The sequence below is a fragment of the Sphingobacterium sp. UBA7625 genome (assembly GCF_002484085.1).
Classification (GTDB): domain Bacteria; phylum Bacteroidota; class Bacteroidia; order Sphingobacteriales; family Sphingobacteriaceae; genus Sphingobacterium; species Sphingobacterium athyrii.
The window spans coordinates 22,246-41,813 of record NZ_DLJD01000018.1; the positions used below are offsets into that span (position 1 = coordinate 22,246).

Annotated in this window: 17 protein-coding genes; 7 read left to right on the top strand and 10 right to left on the bottom strand. The window is 40.7% G+C overall.

Annotated elements, in window-relative coordinates; translation table 11 throughout:
* Positions 1-24: 24 nt before the first annotated feature.
* Both B4G94_RS06410 and B4G94_RS06415 read left to right on the top strand, forming a co-directional pair.
* Positions 25-1,026, top strand: coding sequence for a metallophosphoesterase family protein (locus tag B4G94_RS06410; RefSeq protein ID WP_286857827.1), 1,002 nt, complete (start codon positions 25-27; stop codon positions 1,024-1,026).
* Positions 1,027-1,231: 205 nt separating this feature from the next.
* The gene (locus B4G94_RS06415) at positions 1,232-3,643 is read left to right on the top strand and encodes a TonB-dependent receptor (protein WP_286857828.1); all 2,412 of its coding nucleotides are present in this window, start codon (positions 1,232-1,234) and stop codon (positions 3,641-3,643) included.
* A 120-nt stretch (positions 3,644-3,763) separates the two neighbouring features.
* Here B4G94_RS06415 and B4G94_RS06420 read toward each other — a convergent pair whose 3' ends face one another.
* Both B4G94_RS06420 and B4G94_RS06425 read right to left on the bottom strand, forming a co-directional pair.
* Positions 3,764-4,399 (bottom strand): nitroreductase family protein, encoded by a 636-nt coding sequence (locus B4G94_RS06420; protein ID WP_286857830.1) that lies wholly within the window; start codon positions 4,397-4,399, stop codon positions 3,764-3,766.
* A gap of 250 nt (positions 4,400-4,649) precedes the next feature.
* A complete protein-coding gene (locus B4G94_RS06425) occupies positions 4,650-5,627 on the bottom strand; it encodes a DUF6268 family outer membrane beta-barrel protein (RefSeq protein ID WP_286857832.1) in 978 nt (325 codons plus the stop codon).
* A gap of 306 nt (positions 5,628-5,933) precedes the next feature.
* On the opposite strand from B4G94_RS06425, the gene B4G94_RS06430 reads away from it, so the two are divergent.
* On the top strand, positions 5,934-6,995 hold the full coding sequence (locus tag B4G94_RS06430; protein ID WP_108632084.1) for a sensor histidine kinase: 1,062 nt from the start codon (positions 5,934-5,936) through the stop codon (positions 6,993-6,995).
* Positions 6,992-7,705, top strand: a complete 714-nt coding sequence (locus tag B4G94_RS06435; protein ID WP_286857833.1) for a LytR/AlgR family response regulator transcription factor — start codon at positions 6,992-6,994, stop codon at positions 7,703-7,705. Before B4G94_RS06430 ends, B4G94_RS06435 begins: the two co-directional genes overlap by 4 nt.
* Before the next feature lie 29 nt (positions 7,706-7,734).
* On the opposite strand, the gene B4G94_RS06440 is transcribed toward B4G94_RS06435, so the two are convergent.
* A complete protein-coding gene (locus B4G94_RS06440) occupies positions 7,735-7,974 on the bottom strand; it encodes a hypothetical protein (protein ID WP_104382394.1) in 240 nt (79 codons plus the stop codon).
* A 250-nt stretch (positions 7,975-8,224) separates the two neighbouring features.
* Between B4G94_RS06440 and map the strand changes: the two genes are divergently transcribed.
* On the top strand, positions 8,225-8,989 hold the full coding sequence (gene map, locus B4G94_RS06445) for a type I methionyl aminopeptidase (protein WP_286857834.1): 765 nt from the start codon (positions 8,225-8,227) through the stop codon (positions 8,987-8,989).
* 64 nt (positions 8,990-9,053) lie between these two features.
* Here map and B4G94_RS06450 read toward each other — a convergent pair whose 3' ends face one another.
* The 6 genes from B4G94_RS06450 to B4G94_RS06475 form a co-directional block, all read right to left on the bottom strand.
* The gene (locus B4G94_RS06450) at positions 9,054-9,308 is read right to left on the bottom strand and encodes a hypothetical protein (RefSeq protein ID WP_146190955.1); all 255 of its coding nucleotides are present in this window, start codon (positions 9,306-9,308) and stop codon (positions 9,054-9,056) included.
* Between the two features lie 26 nt (positions 9,309-9,334).
* Positions 9,335-9,604, bottom strand: a complete 270-nt coding sequence (locus B4G94_RS06455; protein WP_108632088.1) for a hypothetical protein — start codon at positions 9,602-9,604, stop codon at positions 9,335-9,337.
* 26 nt (positions 9,605-9,630) lie between these two features.
* On the bottom strand, positions 9,631-11,061 hold the full coding sequence (locus B4G94_RS06460; protein ID WP_286857835.1) for a TolC family protein: 1,431 nt from the start codon (positions 11,059-11,061) through the stop codon (positions 9,631-9,633).
* 16 nt (positions 11,062-11,077) lie between these two features.
* On the bottom strand, positions 11,078-14,224 hold the full coding sequence (locus B4G94_RS06465) for an efflux RND transporter permease subunit (protein ID WP_286857836.1): 3,147 nt from the start codon (positions 14,222-14,224) through the stop codon (positions 11,078-11,080).
* Between the two features lie 12 nt (positions 14,225-14,236).
* Positions 14,237-15,382, bottom strand: a complete 1,146-nt coding sequence (locus B4G94_RS06470; protein ID WP_108632091.1) for an efflux RND transporter periplasmic adaptor subunit — start codon at positions 15,380-15,382, stop codon at positions 14,237-14,239.
* A gap of 194 nt (positions 15,383-15,576) precedes the next feature.
* Positions 15,577-16,392 carry a helix-turn-helix transcriptional regulator gene (locus B4G94_RS06475; RefSeq protein ID WP_286857837.1) on the bottom strand — a complete coding sequence of 272 codons (816 nt, stop codon included), beginning with the start codon at positions 16,390-16,392 and terminating at the stop codon, positions 15,577-15,579.
* Between the two features lie 663 nt (positions 16,393-17,055).
* On the opposite strand from B4G94_RS06475, the gene B4G94_RS06480 reads away from it, so the two are divergent.
* Complete coding sequence (locus tag B4G94_RS06480) at positions 17,056-17,907, top strand: helix-turn-helix domain-containing protein (RefSeq protein WP_108632093.1); 852 nt, start codon at positions 17,056-17,058, stop codon at positions 17,905-17,907.
* Positions 17,908-18,003: 96 nt separating this feature from the next.
* On the opposite strand, the gene B4G94_RS06485 is transcribed toward B4G94_RS06480, so the two are convergent.
* Positions 18,004-18,558, bottom strand: coding sequence for a cysteine hydrolase family protein (locus B4G94_RS06485; RefSeq protein WP_286857838.1), 555 nt, complete (start codon positions 18,556-18,558; stop codon positions 18,004-18,006).
* A gap of 174 nt (positions 18,559-18,732) precedes the next feature.
* Between B4G94_RS06485 and B4G94_RS06490 the strand changes: the two genes are divergently transcribed.
* Positions 18,733-19,512: an alpha/beta fold hydrolase gene (locus tag B4G94_RS06490; protein ID WP_219929284.1), complete on the top strand. Its 780-nt coding sequence runs from the start codon at positions 18,733-18,735 to the stop codon at positions 19,510-19,512.
* Positions 19,513-19,568 lie beyond the last annotated feature (56 nt).

Genomic DNA, 19,568 nt, shown 5'->3' on the forward strand with positions numbered 1-19,568 from the left:
TTAAATCTGTATTACCAAAAAAGTATGATCAACCGAAAAAAATTTATCCAACTGGGAAGTTTAGGCTTAGGCAGCATATTAGTCAACAAGAGTCTTGCCAGTACGTCTATCGCGTCGACAACAGACCATGTGTTCAAAGCTGAGGGCATTAAATTTGGCGTGATTGCAGATCTTCATCACGATCTTATGCACGATGGTTTACGTCGGGCCAAACTTTTTATCGAAGCAATGAAAAATGAAAACCCCGACTTTATTATTTCCTTGGCCGACTTTTGTTTTCCAAAGGCTAAGAATAAAGAATTAATGGCTATTTGGGATGGCTTTACAGGGGAAAGGCACTTTGTAATCGGCAATCACGATACAGACGGCGGCTTCACAAAACAACAGGTCACCGATTTTTGGAATAGCCCCGCACCTTACTATTCCTTTGATAAACAAGGCTTTCATTTTGTCATCCTGGATGGTAACGAGAAAAGCCTGACAAAAAAAATTGAAGGTTATCCCCGCAGTATCGGTCAACAACAACTGGAATGGTTAAAAAAAGATATTCGAAATACTAAAATGCGGGTTATCATCTTTTGTCATCAAGGCTTGGACAACGAAGACGGCGGACTTGAAAATGGCATGGCAGTGAGGTATCTATTGGAACAGATGAATATTGAAGCTGGATTCAATAAAATTTTACTTGTTCTTACTGGCCATCATCATCTCAATTATCACAACGAGATTAATGGCATTCATTATGTGCAAATCAATAGTGCCTCCTATTACTGGGCGGGTGATACATTTGAAAGCAAAGCGTTTGATGCGGATTTCTATAAAAAACATGGTATTTTAAAACGAACATTGGTCTATCAGGATCCTATCTGGGCAACAGTCAGTATAGATCATAAAAAGAATATCCGTATCCAAGGGTCTGAAACAACAATGGCCGGAATACCACTGGCACAAACGGGAATTGATATTTATAAAGATGTATATCCGATTAGTGCAAAGATTGATAGCAGACATCTGCGCTACCGATAAAACTTTAATTCTTACAAAGAGCCAATAATGGCCAAAGAGATTTTTCGCACGCTCTTTGGCCATTATTCATTTTAGGAAACAGCTAAGTCGCCGATCTGCGTACTGATATGGGAGCAAAAATTAAATAAATAATACTTTGAAAAATATCACAGGAGTAATACCTTTGCATTGTTTATAATTAATCTAATTAAGACTACAAGCCAACATGAATAAAATTATCATCTACCTCCTGTTGATTATTCCGGGCACCCTACTTGCCCAAGGACAGCACAAAGCCGAAATTTACGGTAAAATTTTCTCCTCCGATGGAAAGCCTATTTCGGGTATTACGGTAAAATTGTACCCACAGGACATCACCGTGTTAACGAGAACCAACGGCTCATACCAATTTAAATCTTTAAAGCCGGGTGAAGCAAGACTGGAGATATCAGCGGTGGGCTTACAGTCTTTGACCCGTACAATCCAAATTGTAGAAGACAAAAACCGGATTCCAGATATTTACCTCAACGAAAACCAATCTACCCTACAAGAGATTGTTATTAATGGAAATGGATCCAATAAATATACCCGTAAACAAAGCATTTACGTCTCTAAAATGCCGCTCAACAACCTTGAAAATTCCCAATCATACGCCGTCGTTACTAAAGAGTTATTAAAAAGCCAGCTTAACACCAATTACGACGATGCTATGGCGAACGTTTCGGGTATTGACAAATTATGGGCTTCAACAGGAAGACCAGGTGATGGTGTCACCTATTACACATTACGAGGTTTTAGCACGCAGACTGCAATGGTTAACGGTGTGGTGGGCATCGCCAGCACCAGTCCAGACCCAGCCAATCTTGAATCCATTGAGGTAATCAAAGGGCCCTCGGGCTCACTTTATGGTGGAGCGGCAGTTGGATTTGGCGGACTAATCAACAATATAACCAAGAGGCCATTGGATACTGTCGGTGGTCGTGTCAATTATATTTTGGGCAGTTATGCACAGCATCGTCTCACAGCGGACGTATATGGTCCACTAACCGCGGATAAAAAGCTTCTAGGCCGTGTGAATACAGCACTTACAAATGTCGGCAACTATCAGGACGCGGGTTTCAACAGATCATTTTTTATCGCCCCCTCATTTCTCTATCGGCCAAGTGAAAAACTTGACATCCAATTGGATTTCGAACTCTTTCAAAACAAGGCAACCAATCCGTTAATGGTTTTTCTCAATCGTTCACGCCAGTTATTTGCGAGGACGCCCGATGAACTACAGTTTGATTTCGGTAAATCGTATACGAATGACGACGTGACCTTTAAAAATCCTACCACGAATGTACGGGGCAACGTCACCTACCGTTTCAACGAACAATGGACCTCCCATACAACGGTAAATTACAATAGACGTAAATCAGACGGTTATTTTCAATATGTCATGTATCTCCAGGCGAATAACGATACATTGATCAATCGCTATGTCGCTGACCAGAACTACACCGCCAGCAATTTCAATGCACAGCAAAATTTTGTCGGGGACTTTCATCTCGGGGAACTTCGAAACAGGCTGCTCGCCGGCGTCGACTATCTTTTCCAACAAGCAGAAAGTCATAATTCGCCTTATATCTTATTTGATCAGCTCAATACCTCCTTTGATGATCCAAGATATGCTAGATTCAATGCGGCTAATATCGATGCAGCAATAGCTGCTTCAACAGGAGCCGAAACAAATACGAGAAGCCGTAATCAGGTCTTGGGCGCCTATGTCTCCGATGTTTTGGATCTCACTCCACAGTTACATCTGAATGTTGCTTTACGTATGGATTACTTTGACAATCAGGGAACTTATAATTTCGACAAAGACACCACGACAGGAGCTTTCAATCAAACCGCATTTTCTCCACGTGCAGGTTTAGTATATGAATTTATCAAAGATAAAGTCTCATTTTTCGCCAATTATCAAAATGGATTCAAGAATGTTGCTCCTGTCGTACAACCTCATCCGAGTATATCCGGGGACTTTAAACCACAGCAGGCCTCACAGTGGGAAGCCGGGGTTAAATTTAATCTGCTCAACGATAGACTTGGTCTAACGGCAAGCTACTACGACATTACCGTTGATAATATGTTGCGCTCTGAAGCAAGAGTTATTGATGGGGAGTCCTACAATATTACCATTCAAGATGGTACACGTTTAAGCCGGGGAATAGATTTTGATTTAACAGCTGCTCCGGTCCAAGGCCTGAATGTTATATTTAGTTATAGTTTTAATGATAGCAAAACGACAAAAGCTGCTGAAAATGTGAATAATTTACGTCCAACAGAAGCTGGGCCAAAACATCTTTCGAACCTATGGGCCAACTATATTCTACAAAAAGGAACACTCAAAGGTCTCGGTATCGGGGCGGGATTGAATTATGCCAGTGAAAATCTGATTACCAACAGTGTACCTACAGGTATTTTTTCACTACCATCATATACACTATTTAATGCAAGCCTCTCCTACTGGTATAAACATTTTGAATTTGCGGTAAAAGGAAACAACCTGACCAACCAAACCTATTTCAAAGGTTGGACTACCGTAAATCCTCAAATGCCTAGAAACATCCTAGGTAGTGTCGCATATCAATTTTAATTTGCTCCGTTAACGAGGCATCAATACACAAGAAAGGGGCTATNNATAGCCCCTTTCTTGTGTATTGTTAGAGATTACAATTAAATCTTGCCCTTGTTATAGCACTTTAAATTCGTGCTATTAAGGTAGTTCAATCAAAAACTCAGTTTTAGGCAATCTAAATTTTTTCAATTTCAGCAACCAATCCTCTTCACCCAAACGGTAACCTAAGGGTAGCAGAACAACACTTTTTAGCCCCAATTTGTCTAATCCCAATAACTTATCCAGCTCCCCGTTGGAAAATCCCTCCATTGGTGTAGCATCCACTTTCAATTCCGCAGCTTGCGCGATGGCCATTCCAAAAGAAATATAAGCCTGTTTCGCTGCATGCGCTGCCTGCTGTTCCTCCGTAAGCGCAGCAAACATACTTTTTAATTTATTTTTGTAATCATCAGTTGTATCCAATGGTAAACCTCTATGGTTATTCATCTGGTCAAACGTCGCATCAATACGTTCATCTGTGTATTTATCCCATGCCGCAAAAACCAAAAGATGAGAGCTTTCTGCAATAATTTGTTGCCCCCAAGCTACAGGTACAATTTGCTCTTTCAATTGTTGATCTGTAATCAACACGACACGGAAAGGTTGCAATCCCGAGGAGCTCGGTGCCATACGTGCTGCTTCGATAATTTTATCTACGTCTTTCTGATCAACCTTCTTTGTTGAATCGTATTTTTTGGTCGCATAACGCCATTCAAGGGTTTCTAATAATGCCATTTTCTTTTCTTTTTTTGCTCTATTATTTATTCAAATGCCTTGTTACAGGCTTAGTATCACCTAAATTTGATTAAAGAAATTAAATCCGGAAAGCAGTATACATACAATTAACCTTATTTTAATTTCTATTTATAAAATAAATATAGCAAATATTTGAATGTTCAAACACTAAAACAACATAATAATCCAAGAAACTGAGTAAATCTTTTTACAATCCCGTCAAATTCCCTTGCCGATAATCAGCCCTGCCCTAACGTCTTTTTTTTGCAAAGGGATTAAAAGAAAGTCCAACATTGACATAAAACGACGGGTCCGCAGAAGCTTCCCATACATAATTATTTTGCCGTTCACTTTTTTCAAATATCCTTGATCTCGGAATGTTCTTCATACCAGATTTGAGCGTTGCAATAAACGATCTTCCCAAATTATGTTCGTAGGTCAATCCTGAGTTGATCTCCATCTGACTAAAGGTATAGACCTTGTCTGATTCCCAAAAATCATTGAGGTAGAATGTCGTCGTGCTGAGATCTGCCCCCAGAGAAAGGCGACCATTTCGCAACATTGTTTTTCGGACGTAGGCGCCCTTGGGTAATAGCACATCTATCATCCACCCATCGCGATATTGCTGCTTATAGGTGAAGGTAGGAACAACAGGAATAATTGCCGCAGGATCAATAAACCCAAGTAAGCCGATTGTCATTTGTACATCCCGAGTTGCTTTTAATACCCATGTTCCTGTCAATATCCCACGCATCCGTTCAATCCCCTTATCGCTTCCATCCGTCATGAAACTAGCGGAATAAATAACCATTTTTCCAAATAATTTTGAGAAGTAAGAAAAATTAAGTGATTCATAATGGTAATGGAAATCCTGTTTACGCATTTTTTGCGGCTGCGTGCTTAAATCTGATTCTTGTACATTGAATGAAGTATACTGATAACCAAGGCTAGTACCTAACGTCCAGCTACGCCGGTTTAAAAAATTGACATTCAAGCTCCCGCCAGCCTGATGGAGTGACTCTACCTTACCTCGCGTAATGACGCCCCCTTTAACATTGGATGAATATTTGTAACCGCCATTATATTCATAACTTAGATTTAGCACCCGCGCTGCAGGAAATTTGTCGGCTACAATGGCCTGTACTTTTTGCGGAATACTATCTTTGGTCTGTGCGGAACTGCTGCATACAAGAGCAAAGCTCCCAAGCAACACCAGGTTCTTTTTCATGTGGATATTCGTTTTTTTTATCTATTCTTTTTCAATTAAAGGAAACCCGAAAAACTGCTCTTTCGGAAATTAGAACGGAGCAGCCGACGTGTTACAAGAATAGATCAATCGGAAACGCTCATTTTATTTTTTATACAAAAAGGTCAATATTTTATACGAAAGGTGGGCAGCTTTAAAACAGCTTTTATCCATTCTCCCTACCGATTTCACTTTGGTATAAAAAAAAGCAGTGTTCATATAAAACAAAATCATTTTGAAACAAAAAAAGTTACATTTGCGAAATCAGGGTCAATAAACCAGATCAATATGCTAGACTGCAACAACCGTATTGTTTTACGCTACCTAACGGAAAAGAAATTCAGATTTTTACGACATGGTCTGTTCTTAATTGGTTTGCTTATTCTTTTTGCCAATGCCAATACAAATGCACAATTTTTAGGAAATTATAAGACCTACTTCTCCCTGGCGCTTTGGACGGTTTTCGTCGCAATGTTCTATATCAATATGTACGTATTGATACCACAGTTTTTTTTCAGGGGAAAATATGAAATCTACACGGTATTGCTCATTTTGCTGGTGACAGCGAGCCTGCTTGTTGTCATGCAGATCGCAATCTATATCTTTAGCATCCATATTCCGGCAATTGAAAGGCAACGAACCAATACCATGAGTTTTGTGAGCGGTCTTTTTATCTGTGTTCCCATCATTTTGACCACCACTACGTTTAAACTTTTTAAACGTTGGATCGAAGACAATAAACGCATTTCAGATTTAAAAAACTTGGCGCTTACAACGGAGTTAAATGCATTAAAGAACCAGATTCAGCCACATTTCTTGTTTAACATGCTCAATAATGTGAAGGCTCTGATTCGGAAAAACCCGAGTATGGCCACCGAGGTTATTATCAAACTATCCGATTTTCTGCGGTACCAACTGTATGAAAATGATGCAGATAAAACACTCTTAAAATCCGAAATAAACTTTATTTTCAATTTTCTAAAACTTGAGGAAATACGCCGGGATAATTTGAAAACCTCACTTTCCTGTGCCGCGGAACTCGAAAAACAAAGTATTTTTCTGCCGCCACATCTTTTTACCGCTTTTATCGAGAATGCGATTAAACATAGTGTCAATATACACAATGAAAATACCTTTATTGCCATTCACTTTACACAGACCGATGGGCAACTTTGTTTTGAATGTGAAAATTCGAGTGATCCAAATTTTTCGACTACTAATCCTAAATACGGTGGATTGGGATTAGTCAATGCCAAAAGACGACTTGATTTGCTATATGGCAATAATTACGAACTTAACATATCAAAAAAGGACCTGTTGTATCAGGTAAAATTAAAAATTCCATTATGAATTGTATCATTGTAGATGATGAACCCTTAGCAAGGGAAGAAATGCGAAATCTGGTCGAAGAAATTTCATCTATAGAAATCCTCGGCGAGTTTTCCAATGCCTTAGCTGCCAAGGAATATCTCGCAACTGAATCTGTTGACCTTGTTTTTCTGGACATCGAGATGCCCACCGTCAACGGACTGGATTTTGCACAGGCCTTACCGAAAGATGTCCTGGTGATACTGACGACAGCCTATGCCCAATATGCGTTGCGGGGGTTTGAGCTGGATGCACTTGATTACCTGCTTAAACCAATAAAAAAAGATCGCCTGGTCAAGGCAATTGATAAAGCGTTTAGCTATAAAAATCTGCTCAATTTAAAAGAAAATCAAAACACCTTTGAAGATGCAAATGAAGATGCTGTATTTATCAAATCGGATCGAAAATACTATAAAATCTTATTTGGCGATATTCGATTTATTGAAGCACTCAAAGATTATGTGGTCATCTATACCCGTACCAACAAACTGATTACAGCAATGAATCTAAAAACCATTCACCAAAAACTACCGGCCCATATATTTGTTCGGGTCAGCAAATCTTATTTGATCAATTTGTCCTTTATTGATTCTTTTGACAACCATACGATATACATCGACAAGTTCGAAATCCCGATTGGCGACATCTATCGTGAGCTATTTTTTAAGCAGTATACAGGCGGGCTATTGTAAAATTCATCTGTACAGCGATCTGAATAGAGCTAAGCAAGGACAAAGCGGTCCAAAAAATCAACTTTTATACCATGTCTATGCAACAAAGCTGTCAATAGATCTACGGAACAGTCCTCTGTTTCTACCCGAAAGATGGCGTCTTCATCATCCAGATCCAAGGTAGCCGACTGTATCTGCGGTAGATGGAGCTTTAGCAGCTGCATCAGAAAGGTCTTCTTCTCCTTTGTTCTCACAGAGCTTTTAAAAATCAATATCTGCTTCGCTTTCATGTTATAAATTTAAAATTGCACCCAAAATTCGATCGCTTCTCAGTTTATATTCATCCGAGATTTATCACAAATCTATCATTTAAAACTATCGCCAGTTGAGATTTTATACGAAAGCAGGCCTTTCTTATACCAAAACTCCCGTAATTCCTCTTGCAATCATTAGCCCTGCTTTTCTTTATGGGATTATCTAATTTTTTTTAAGACCTTTGTCTATCTTTAATTCAATAAGCAAAAACACAAAAAAAGCGCAATGTCTATTACCAACGAGAACGAATTGACCGGAATGCAAAAAGCGAGTGCGGCAGTCGCCAAAACGCTTAAAGCGATGTGCGATTATGCCAAGGTAGGCATGTCAACCAAAGAATTAGATGAATATGGCGCAAAGATATTAACTGCATATGGTGCCAAATCAGCGCCAGCGTTGACCTATAATTTCCCGGGCTGGACTTGTATCAGTGTAGACAACGAATTCTGTCATGGTGTTCCTGCTGCGGACCGTTTATTACAGGAAGGAGATCTTATTAATATTGATGTATCGGCTGAGCTGGATGGTTTTTGGGCTGATAACGGGGCTTCTTTTGTAATCGGTCAGGATATTCATAACCATCAGAAATTGGTAGACGCTTCAAAGGAAATACTTCAAAAAACCATAAAAAATATCCGTGGCGGTGTTAAAATTGCGGACATTGGCCAGCTAATGGAAACAGAAGCAAAAAAGAGAGGTTATAAAGTGATCAAAAATCTAGGTGGACATGGCATCGGACGTAGTCTACACGAAGAGCCAGATGAGTTGCTCAACTATAAGAATAGATTTGACCAGAGACGGTTTAAGAAAAATTCAATTGTTGCTATCGAAACCTTTATTTCCACCTCTTCCACTTACGCTACTGAATTAAATGATGGCTGGACGATGGTTGGTGACAAAGGCGGTTACATGGCACAACATGAACATACCATTATGATTACAGATGGCGCTCCAGTGATTTTAACGGCGGAGAATGGTATTTTCAATTAGGCATTATATCCGGAAAGATATTTCCTAAGATCGTTAAGATCAATATCTTTCCGGAATAACTTTTCTAAAAAACGCCTTTTTTGGCAGGCTCCTCTTCAAAGTCCAAAAGACTTATTTTCAACTTTTTTTGCTCCATCAGACGAATAATCAATTCATCTACTTTTTTTGTTGATTTCACCATCATCGTGAATACCTTGTCATCTAGATTAAAAGAAATGGATATCACTGTCGGAACCAGTAAAAAAATATAGGTTTCAAGTTCCTTCCGTCGCAGTAGAATTCCCCTACCTACCGCAAAAAGTTGCATATAACTCATCATCGTTATTTTTATAATTTAAATTCAAATTACCGACCTATGCCTGCTCCATAGTATTCCACGGCGATGCTGTAAGGAAAATCTTCCACAGTTGAAAACAGCTGTTCCAACCCTTCCAAGTGCGGTATGATAGCCACTTTTTGCCTTCTTTTTTCAAGGATTAAGGCTAGCTGGTCCGCAAAATCCAGATCGGCATCAACAAGTATAAACCGATCAGCACTACATGCGTAGGCCATCTTTTCAGTTTCGCGGCGATTTTGACTTGGATTGATCAGAATCAGCATGTTTATTGTTTTCATTTCGTTCGTATATTAAGATGCTGCTATTAGAGCCAGCCGCCTCCCAAAGCACGGTAAAGGGATGTTATGGCATTAATTTTCTGTGATTTCACCGTAGCCTGATCCAGTTCGGCCTGCAAGCGATTGGTCTGTGCCACAATTACTTCCAAATATGTTGCTTCATTAAATTTATAAAGCAGCAAGGCGTTCTGCACGAGCTGTGCGGAGCGTTCTACCTGCAGATTGGAAGTCTCCAGTTGTTCGTTTGATTTCTCAAGCTGAATCAGCGCATCGGACACTTCACCGACTGCTTTTAACATCGTCTGTTTGAAATTCAGTTCCATTTGATCCTTCGTAATTTTTGATTGTTCTAAACGTGTTTTTAACTGTCTTCCATTCAGAATCGGTTGTACGATAGTTCCAGTTGCTGCGGCAAACAGTGAGCCAGGCAAATTAAACCAGTTATTGGCTTTAAATGCATTTAATCCGCCCTGAGCAGTGATATTTAAATTTGGATACATACTTGCCCGGGCGATGTGTATGGAGGCCAGGCTACGTCGGACATCCAATTCGCTGCTGCGCAGATCCGGCCGGTAGCTTAACAGATTTGCAGGAACCCCCAGCGAGAGATTGGTCGGCGACTGAACCTGATCCAATCGGGTAGTTCTTTTTACTGGCCCCGGCACCTCACCCACTAAAATGCTCAATGCATTTTCCTGTACGTGAATTCGGGCTTCAATTGCTGGAATCTGTTTAGCTACCTGATCCCGCGCCACCTCTTGCTGTTGTACGGAAAGTATGTTTGTCAGCCCCAATTCAACCTGTTTATTGAGAATGAATAACGTGCTATCCGCAAATCCCAGATTACGTTTTGTTATCTCCAACTGTCGATCCAGCAGCAATAGGTTGTAATACCCTTGAACGACCTCAGCCACCAAACGTGTCTTAATCGCGCGCGCTGCCTCCTGTGTTTTAAGAAAATCCACTAAGGCCTCCTGCTTTTGTCCTTTCAATTTCCCCCAGATATCGGCTTCCCAGGATAGCTGAATGGATGATGTATAATCCATGGTATATTTTTGTCCCATAAACTGACTGGCCATCATACCGTTCATGCTGTTGTCAGAAGGGCGGTTAATCCCCACATTGGCAAGATTTGCATTTAGCAAAGGCACATTCAGCCACTTGGCTTGCTTATACCCTTCCGAAGCAAATTCAATCTGCTTCAGGGCAACATTCAGATCATTATTTTTTTTCAAAGCACTGTCCAAAAGAGAAATGAGCATTTCGTCTTTAAAAAAATCGCGATAAGAGATCTTTGCGATACTACTATCGCGTTCTTGCACCTCCTCCTGATTTCGATAACGATCGACCGGTTTCATCTCGTTCCCAGCGTATTGTGGTACGCGGCAGGCATGCAGCACTGCGATAGTCGCTAGCAGCACCATACCGTACTGGCAATTTCTTTTTATCTGTTTCATATTATATCATCCTTAATTAGTACTCCCATTCACTTTCATCCAGCTCACGGCCATTCAATCTTTCGTGGAAGTACTGAAATACCACAAAGAGTACAGGGGTTAGGAATATCCCTAATACTGTCCCCACCAGCATGCCAAAAATGGCAGCATAGCCAATGGAATGATTACCCATTGCTGAAGGTCCTACAACAAAAACGAGCGGCACAATTCCCGTAATAAAAGCCAATGACGTCATTAAGATAGGTCTTAGCCGCGCTTTTGCACCTTCTACCGCTGCCGCAATCAAGCTCTTTCCGGCTTTTCGGCGCTGGCTTGAAAACTCGACAATCAGAATTCCATTCTTTGCCAGTAGCCCAATGAGCATCACCATAGCAATCTGTACATAGATATTATTTGCAATTCCGGCCATACCAATTCCGATAAACACGCCTGATAATCCCACAGGAATGGAGAGCAGTACGGAAAAAGGTAATATGTAGCTTTCATATTGTGCAGATAACAAGAAATAAACAAATACAATACAGAGCACAAAAATTATTGTAGTCTGTGATGTCGCCATGTTTTCTTCGCGGCTCATGCCTTTGTAATCGAAGGTATAACCTGGTGGGAGCAGCTGCTTGGCTACCTCCTGGATAGCTGACATCGCCTGCCCCGTACTATATCCCGGAGCCGGCATTACCGTAAGGTTTGATGCATTGAATAAGTTAAAACGCTCCACCACCTCTGGGCCGGTAACGGGTTGGATCCTCACCAGCGTACTGATCGGGATCATGTCCTGCCGGTTATTTTTCACAAACACCCCCTGCAATGATTTTTCATCTGTCCGGGATTCCGGAGTTGCCTGTACCAGTACACGATAATATTTACCGAAGCGATTAAAGTCCGAAGCCTGTATGCTGCCGTAATATCCTTGCATAACGCCAAGTACATCACTAACAGCCACACCGAGCTGTGCGGCTTTCGCTTCGTCCACAGCAACTTCGTATTGTGGGTAGGAAACATCAAAAGTAGTAAAGGCCATGGCAATCTCCGGTCTTTGCATCAATGCGCCCATCATGCCATAGGATATGTTGCCAAGTTTTTGCAATTCCGCATTTGTTCTGTCCTGTAAAACCAGCTCCATACCACTCGAATTACCAAATCCGTCTACCGTAGGTGTGTTTAATACAAGAAAGTTCGCTCGTTTATCCTGCGCAAGCATCCCCTGCAGCTCGCCCATAATCGCTCCGAGATTCTGCACTTCGCCACGTTCTTTTTCAGCTTTCAGGCGAATAAAGAAAGTACCGGCAGCGGAAGACATTGCTCCGGTAAATAGACTTAAGCCATTCACGGAGATTACCTCACGAACTGCGGGATGCGCCATCAACTTGTTTTCGGTATCGGACATCAGCACGGTGGTCCGGTCTTTAGACGTTCCGGCAGCCAGGTTGGCCGTCACAATGATAAACGACTGATCTTCATCCGGGATAAAACCTTTTGGAGTATTCATGGAGTACCAGGCAAACAAGCCACCAAACACAGCCAAAAGTAAAAATGCGATCCACTTGCGTTTGATCATCGTTAGAATTGCTTTTCCATAACGAAAAGTAAGTTTATCAAAACCCGCATTAAATCCGGCAAAAAAACGTTGTTTGAATGTAACCTTATGATTTTCATGCGAATGATCCACATGGGTTTTCAATAAGATTGCACATAAGGCCGGACTCAGTGTCAGGGCATTTACGGCTGAAATGACAATTGCGATCGCCAATGTCAACGCGAATTGCTGATAAAACAAACCTGTGGAACCGTCCATAAATGCTACTGGGACAAATACTGCGGACATCACCAGCGTAATCGAAACAATAGCACCCGAAATTTCCCCCATGGCAGACATCGTAGCGGCTTTGGCATTTAGTTTTCGCCGTTCCATTTTGGCATGTACGGCTTCGACAACAACAATGGCATCATCGACAACAATTCCGATTGCGAGTACCAAGGCGAAAAGCGTCAGTATATTAATTGAAAACCCAAATATTTTCATAAAGAAAAATGTCCCTACAATGGAAACCGGAACGGCGATGGCCGGAATCAAAGTCGAACGAAAATCTTGTAAGAATATAAATACCACAATAAATACCAAAATAAAGGCTTCGATCAAGGTTTTAATGACCTGGTCAATCGACTGATCCAGTGATTCTTTGGTTGCATATGGTATTTTGTACTCCATCGTTCCCGGAAAAGATTTCTGCAGTTCTTCCATGCGCTTTTGTAATGCAATTTGTACCTCATTGGCATTTGATCCGCTCATCTGGAAAATTGCCATGGTGACGGCAGGTTTCTTGTTATAGTTGGATGCCACGGTATAGCTATAAGCTGCAAATTCAACTTTGGCAACATCTTTCAGACGCAATACCGAACCATCGTTCTGCGCCCGAATAACAATATCTTCATATTGCCGAGGTTCGGTGAATTTCCCCTTATAGCGCATCACGTACTCTTTCACCTCTGTGCTCTGCTCACCAAACCTACCTGGAGCTGCTTCCAGATTTTGGGACTGGATGGCGCGCGACACATCACTTGGTGTCAGGTTGTAGCTATTCAGTTTATTTGGATCTAACCATACGCGCATGGCGTAGTCCTTATTTCCATATACCATTGCGTCGCCTACTCCTTTGATACGCTTAAGCTCGGGTACTACATTTATTTTGCTGTAGTTTTCGAGAAAGAGATCATCCATGGTACCATCTTTACTTGTCAGCGTGACCATCGCAATCATGCTATTTTGACGTTTTAAGGTGGTGATTCCACTTTGGATCACTTCTGCCGGCAGCTGGTTGGTCACCTGCGCGACACGGTTCTGAACATTGATAGCAGCCTGATCCGGATCGGTACCTAATTTGAAGATTACCGTAATATTTAATGTACCGTCATTGCTTGCCGTTGATGAAATGTAATCCATATTTTCAACCCCATTAATAGCGTTTTCAATGGGTGGGGCGACGGAACGTGCGATTGTTTCGGCATTTGCACCGGGATACACAGCGGTCACCATAACAGTAGGTGGGGCAATATCGGGAAATTTGGTAATGGGCAGGCTGAGCATACCGACAACACCGAGAATGACCAATAAAACAGAAATCACGGTGGCCAATACCGGTCGTTTAATTATTTTTTTTAACATGAAATTGCTGCTTTATTTTTTGTTTTGAGTTTGCTTTTGTGCTGTAACCGGCATTCCGGGCTGCAGACGTTCGAATCCTTGTGCGATATAACGGTCGCCCTGTTTTAATCCTTCGCGAATGATAAAATTATCTTCAGATTTTCCTGAAATAGCCACGGGTATCTGTACGACTTTATTTTCCTTATCGACGGTATAGGCAAAGACCTTATCTTGGTAGGTCACTGTCGACGCGATAGGTAATAATGGCATTTCCTTCAATTGTTGAACCATCACAATTTTTCCGGTGTTACCACTGCGCAGCGCAGCATTGGGATTATCAAATTTGGCACGGAAGGTAATCGAACCCGTATTCTTATTGAACTGACCTTCAACGGCATCTATTCGCCCTTTTGTAGCATACTCTTGTCCGTCCGATAATAATAGTGCAACGGGCGCCGCATTTTGCAGTTTCTCGGCCACAGTACTTCCGGTATGCTCACGTTGAAATCGCACGAAATCACGTTCGCTCAAGCTAAAATAGGCATATACCTGATGATTATCCGAAACGACTGTAATGGCTTCCTGATTTGTCGTAGACAGCAAACTCCCCAAACGATAGTTGAAGCGACCGATATAGCCATTCACAGGCGATTTGATCACCGAAAAATCCAGATTGATCTGTGCCGAAGCTATCGCTGATCTGGCCTGTGCCACAGACGCATTTGCGGCGGCATAGCTCGCCTGAGCCTCTTGCATCTGAATATCCGAAACAATACGGCTTTTGGTCAGCTCCGTTTTTCGATCTAATTCAATTTTAGCAGTCAGTAGATTTGATTCAGCAACAGCCAATGCAGCCTTTGCATTGGTCAACTGTTCGCGGAAGATCCGATCTTCAATTTTGAATAGCGTCTGTCCGGCGCGAACATAGTCCCCTTCATCTACGAATATTTTCTGGAGATAACCGTTCACCTGGGGCCGTATTTCTATATTGGAAAGGCCTTCAATGGCACTAGCATATTCATTTCGAATCGTTGCATCGCCCGTTGTCACAGTATCAAAAAGTACCTCCGCAGGTCCCTGCTGATATCCGTCCCCCTGCCGTTTACCCGTACAGCTGGATAATAATACCAGCGCAATAAACAAGTTCGTGGTGCGTTTTTTAACGACGTTTTGCTTCATAATGGATTTTGCTTTTAATTATATGTGTAGCAAAAGTCCAAAAAAACCGAAGTCTAAATTCGGCGCAAAGACGCCAAAATTTGTTTAAAAGACGCCAAACAGGATAGCTCAGGCCCTAAAAACAAAGGTGCTTTTACTATCGTACGCAGTAAAAGCACCTTTGTTCGGATTGCTATTGGAACAGCAAGAATTACTTAAAAAAGGTCGTCCATTTTGTAGTCACTGGGATTTCTTTCGGTATGTTTTTTGAAAAATTTGCTGAAAACCGTTTGATCTGAAAAATTAAGTAAACAGGCCACCTGACTGATGTTATTTGTCGAGTTTTTTAAGAGAATTTTTGCCTCGATAAGGAGTACCTGGTTAATAATTTCTTTTGGGGTGCGCGACATGGCTTTCTTGACAACTTTCGTGAGATACTTTCGACTGACAAATAAACGATCCGCGTAAAACTGAACGTCGTGATGTTCGACATAATATTCCCGGACAAGTGCAAAAAAAGCACTCGTAATCTCTTCTTCCCGGGAAGAAAAACTTGCCTGTTGCCGAAAGTTTTTGGAATAGTTCTCAATATCGTACATCAATAAAGAAAAATAATGCCAGATCATCTCATTACTATAATAGACCGTATTCTTAAAATCATTGAGATAAGCAAGTTCCTTAATATAAAATGCCAATCTTCTGTAGAGGTGTTGCTCGCCACGAATGATATAGGAGGGGTTGTTGGAGAAATTCTTTAACATATCATTTGACCGATAATTAAAGCCGGCATCCGATAGCATATCTATGGAAAAGAAAATTTGCTTTTGCCTGACATCCGCGGAAAAGTAAATGACTTTGAAAACCTCCTGTGGGACACAAAAAAGAATGTCGCCTTTTTGAAGCTCATATTCATAGTCTCCCACCCGATAATAGGAAATACCCTCCTCAGCCAACAATACTCCAAAAAAAGAAGCACGATAATGGCAATTGCGCTGAATATGCATATTGTCACTTGTAGACTCTAGCACCATAANNTATATTCCTTGCTGCGTTGCGGAAACAGCAGCTCACGCGTCAAATCCTCCATTTTAAGAGAAATGACGTACTCTTTTTTTTTCATTATGTTGAGTTGGCCTTAAAATAACTTCTATTGAAGCAATCAAAAATAGCCGATTAAACAGTGTAAAAAATCATATCATGGTCTTGATTTGGAATTTGACAAAAAAGAAATAAAATATATTCGACGATATCAGAGCTGGAAGGATGGATCATGAACAAAAGCACAAATACCGCCGCCGAATCCTTTAAAAAATATAAGGGGCCTCTCGTGACGAGAAAACCCCCAAATAATATATTTTTGTAGGACTAACTAGATTATTCCAATAAGTACGCAATAGTTTGCTTAAAAAATGTGTGATGCGGACGTTCTAACGATTCAAGTGGGATGAACATCTATATTTAAGTTTGTATTTGATTACGATAATAAAGGTCGATGAATTCTTTCAATAAAAAAGTGACTATCGTCACTTTTCACCTAAATTCTGAAATTATTTCAAAAAGTATTTTTATCCCCACTGTTAAATGAATTATATAAAGTTCATTCGCTCAATTATATTGGTGTAAGATTGTGCATATAAATCGTTATTTAATTTAGCTTTAAGATTAGTACTTTTGATGTTTAAAGTTTACTGCTATTGAAAACAATAAAATTCCATAAGGGCGAATGCGGTGTTGAATTTCTATTAAACGTACTAAATCAACAGGAGACGGACTATACACATCGCGAGACCTATCATAAAGACTTTTTTGAAATTTTGTTTTTCAAAAAGGCTAAGGGACGTTTGCGATTGAATCAGGAAGTCATCGAATTAACGGACAACAACATTATTTTTATTTCCGCCTTTCAGAAACATACCTTCGAACTGGATCCTACGCATCTGGAATTTACCACATTGATTTTTCAGGAAGATTTTCTCAATGAATTTTTCGCAGATAAGCTTTTTACGTATCGCCTACTGTATTTCTATCAGTCACACCATACTGTAAAAATAGCAGCTGATGATGTACATCTATCTAAATTCTATACGCTGCTGGCGGAAATAAAATCAGAGCTTGTTCAAACACAAGCAGACAGTGCACATATTATACGCTCTTTGCTTTATTATTTACTCCAGACCTTGAATCGAAAATATGCCCGATTGAATGGACTTTCTATACAAAAGCCTGAGAATAATTTTGCGTATCAGTTCAGGATGTTACTCGAACAGCATATTCAACAGAAACAGCGGATTAAAGACTATACCGCACTGATGGGCGTTAGCCGGATCACATTGAATCATGCTGTTAAGGCACAATTCAATACCACGGCGACACAATTACTCAAACAACGATTATTATTTGAAGTGCAGGAGTTGCTGATACATTCAGGCAAGTCAATCAGTGAAATTGCCTTTGATCTGAATTTTTCTGAGCCTAATCACCTGATGCGTTTTTTTAAGGCTCAGACAGGCAAAACCATCAGTGCATTTATCAAGGAACTTCGGTAAAAGATTTATGACCGGTTGTCCCGAGCCGATAATCTCTACGAATTATAAAAAAGCTGACAGTAAGCAACATTGCTATAAACTGTCAGCTGAGATCATTTAATTGTGCGCCAGGTATGTTTCTGTCGTCTGAATCTGCGCATAGAAGAATTCTAATGCTGCGAGAAAGGCATGCTGTACATCCTCAGCTTTCACCGTAACATCATTAATTTCCAGGTCGCGTGTTGCACAGGCATCCCCTATTACTGTACATGCAAAACCAAAATCAACCGCTGCCCGCGTTGTGGCATCAATACACATGTGCGTCATCATACCTACAATAACGAGTTCAGTAATTTGATTGTTTTTCAGATAATCTAAGAGTTCAGTTTCCCTAAAACTATTTGGAAAGTGTTTTTGGATCACTTTCTCTCCCACTAGCGGTTTAACGCTGGAGTGGATATCAGCAGCAACTGTATCTGCTATAAAAAATGGCATTTTTGCAGGATCGGGAGAGATATGCTGAATATGGATAATCGGTGCATCTCTTTCTCTAAAATGATTAATTATTTTTCCGGCATTTACACTTGCGGCGATAGGGTTTACAAGTTCCATTCCGCCATTTTCAAAATATTCATTTTGAATGTCTATCACAATTAACGCTGTAGTATTCATCTTTTATATAGTATTATGTTTTCGTTACGACAAAATTAGCGGGTCAACAACAGAGGCCACTACCAAATATATCCTCGACACTACCATTTTGATAAGGAAAGATGTTTTAGTTATCTTAGCCCCAGGAATAGCCTTTTGGAGGCAACATTAATTCGATTAAAAGAAAGAAATATCGTGAAAGAATTACTACACAGCAAAATATACGGAGCAGAAAATGGTGGAACACCACTTGTTGTTCTGCATGGCCTTTTTGGTATGGCAGACAACTGGGGATCTTTTGGCCGTAGCTTTGGCGAAAAAAGACAGATACATTTGCTTGACCTGCGCAATCACGGTCGAAGTTTCCACAGCGATGGCATGTCCATTGAGGATATGGTCGAGGATCTAGCCGACTATATTGCTTCGATCGGGTCGAAGAAAATTCTCTTATTGGGCCATTCTCTGGGTGGAAAGGTTGCCATGCAATTTGCCATTGACCATCCCGAACAGGTTGAAAAGTTGATTATTGCGGATATTGCCCCCAAAGCTTATCCACCACATCACGAAGATATCTTCAATGCGCTCTGTGCTGTTGATATCAATAGTATGGACAACAGGAAAGATGTACAGACAAAACTTGAAACTTATCTTGATGATCCGGGAGTGGTTCAATTTCTGTTAAAAAACGTTTATATTAAAGAAGACCGCAAACTGGGTTGGCGCTTCAATCTAGATGTTCTACAGCAAAAATATGCGGATTTTATCACAATAAGTGTAAAAGCTGGTATTTACACCGGTCCTACGCTATTTCTGGCGGGCGAAAAATCGCGCTACATTCTTCCTGAAGATAAAGTCAAAATCAAAGAGCAATTTCCAAATGTCAGCTTTGAAACGATACCAAACGCCGGACACTGGGTTCAGGCGGAAAACCCACAGGCATTCGACAAATTTGTTGCCGATTTTTTGGAGCAATAAAAATCTAGTCCTAAGGAGCCCGATCCCAGCTGAACCGATCGTTAAGTTGGGATTGG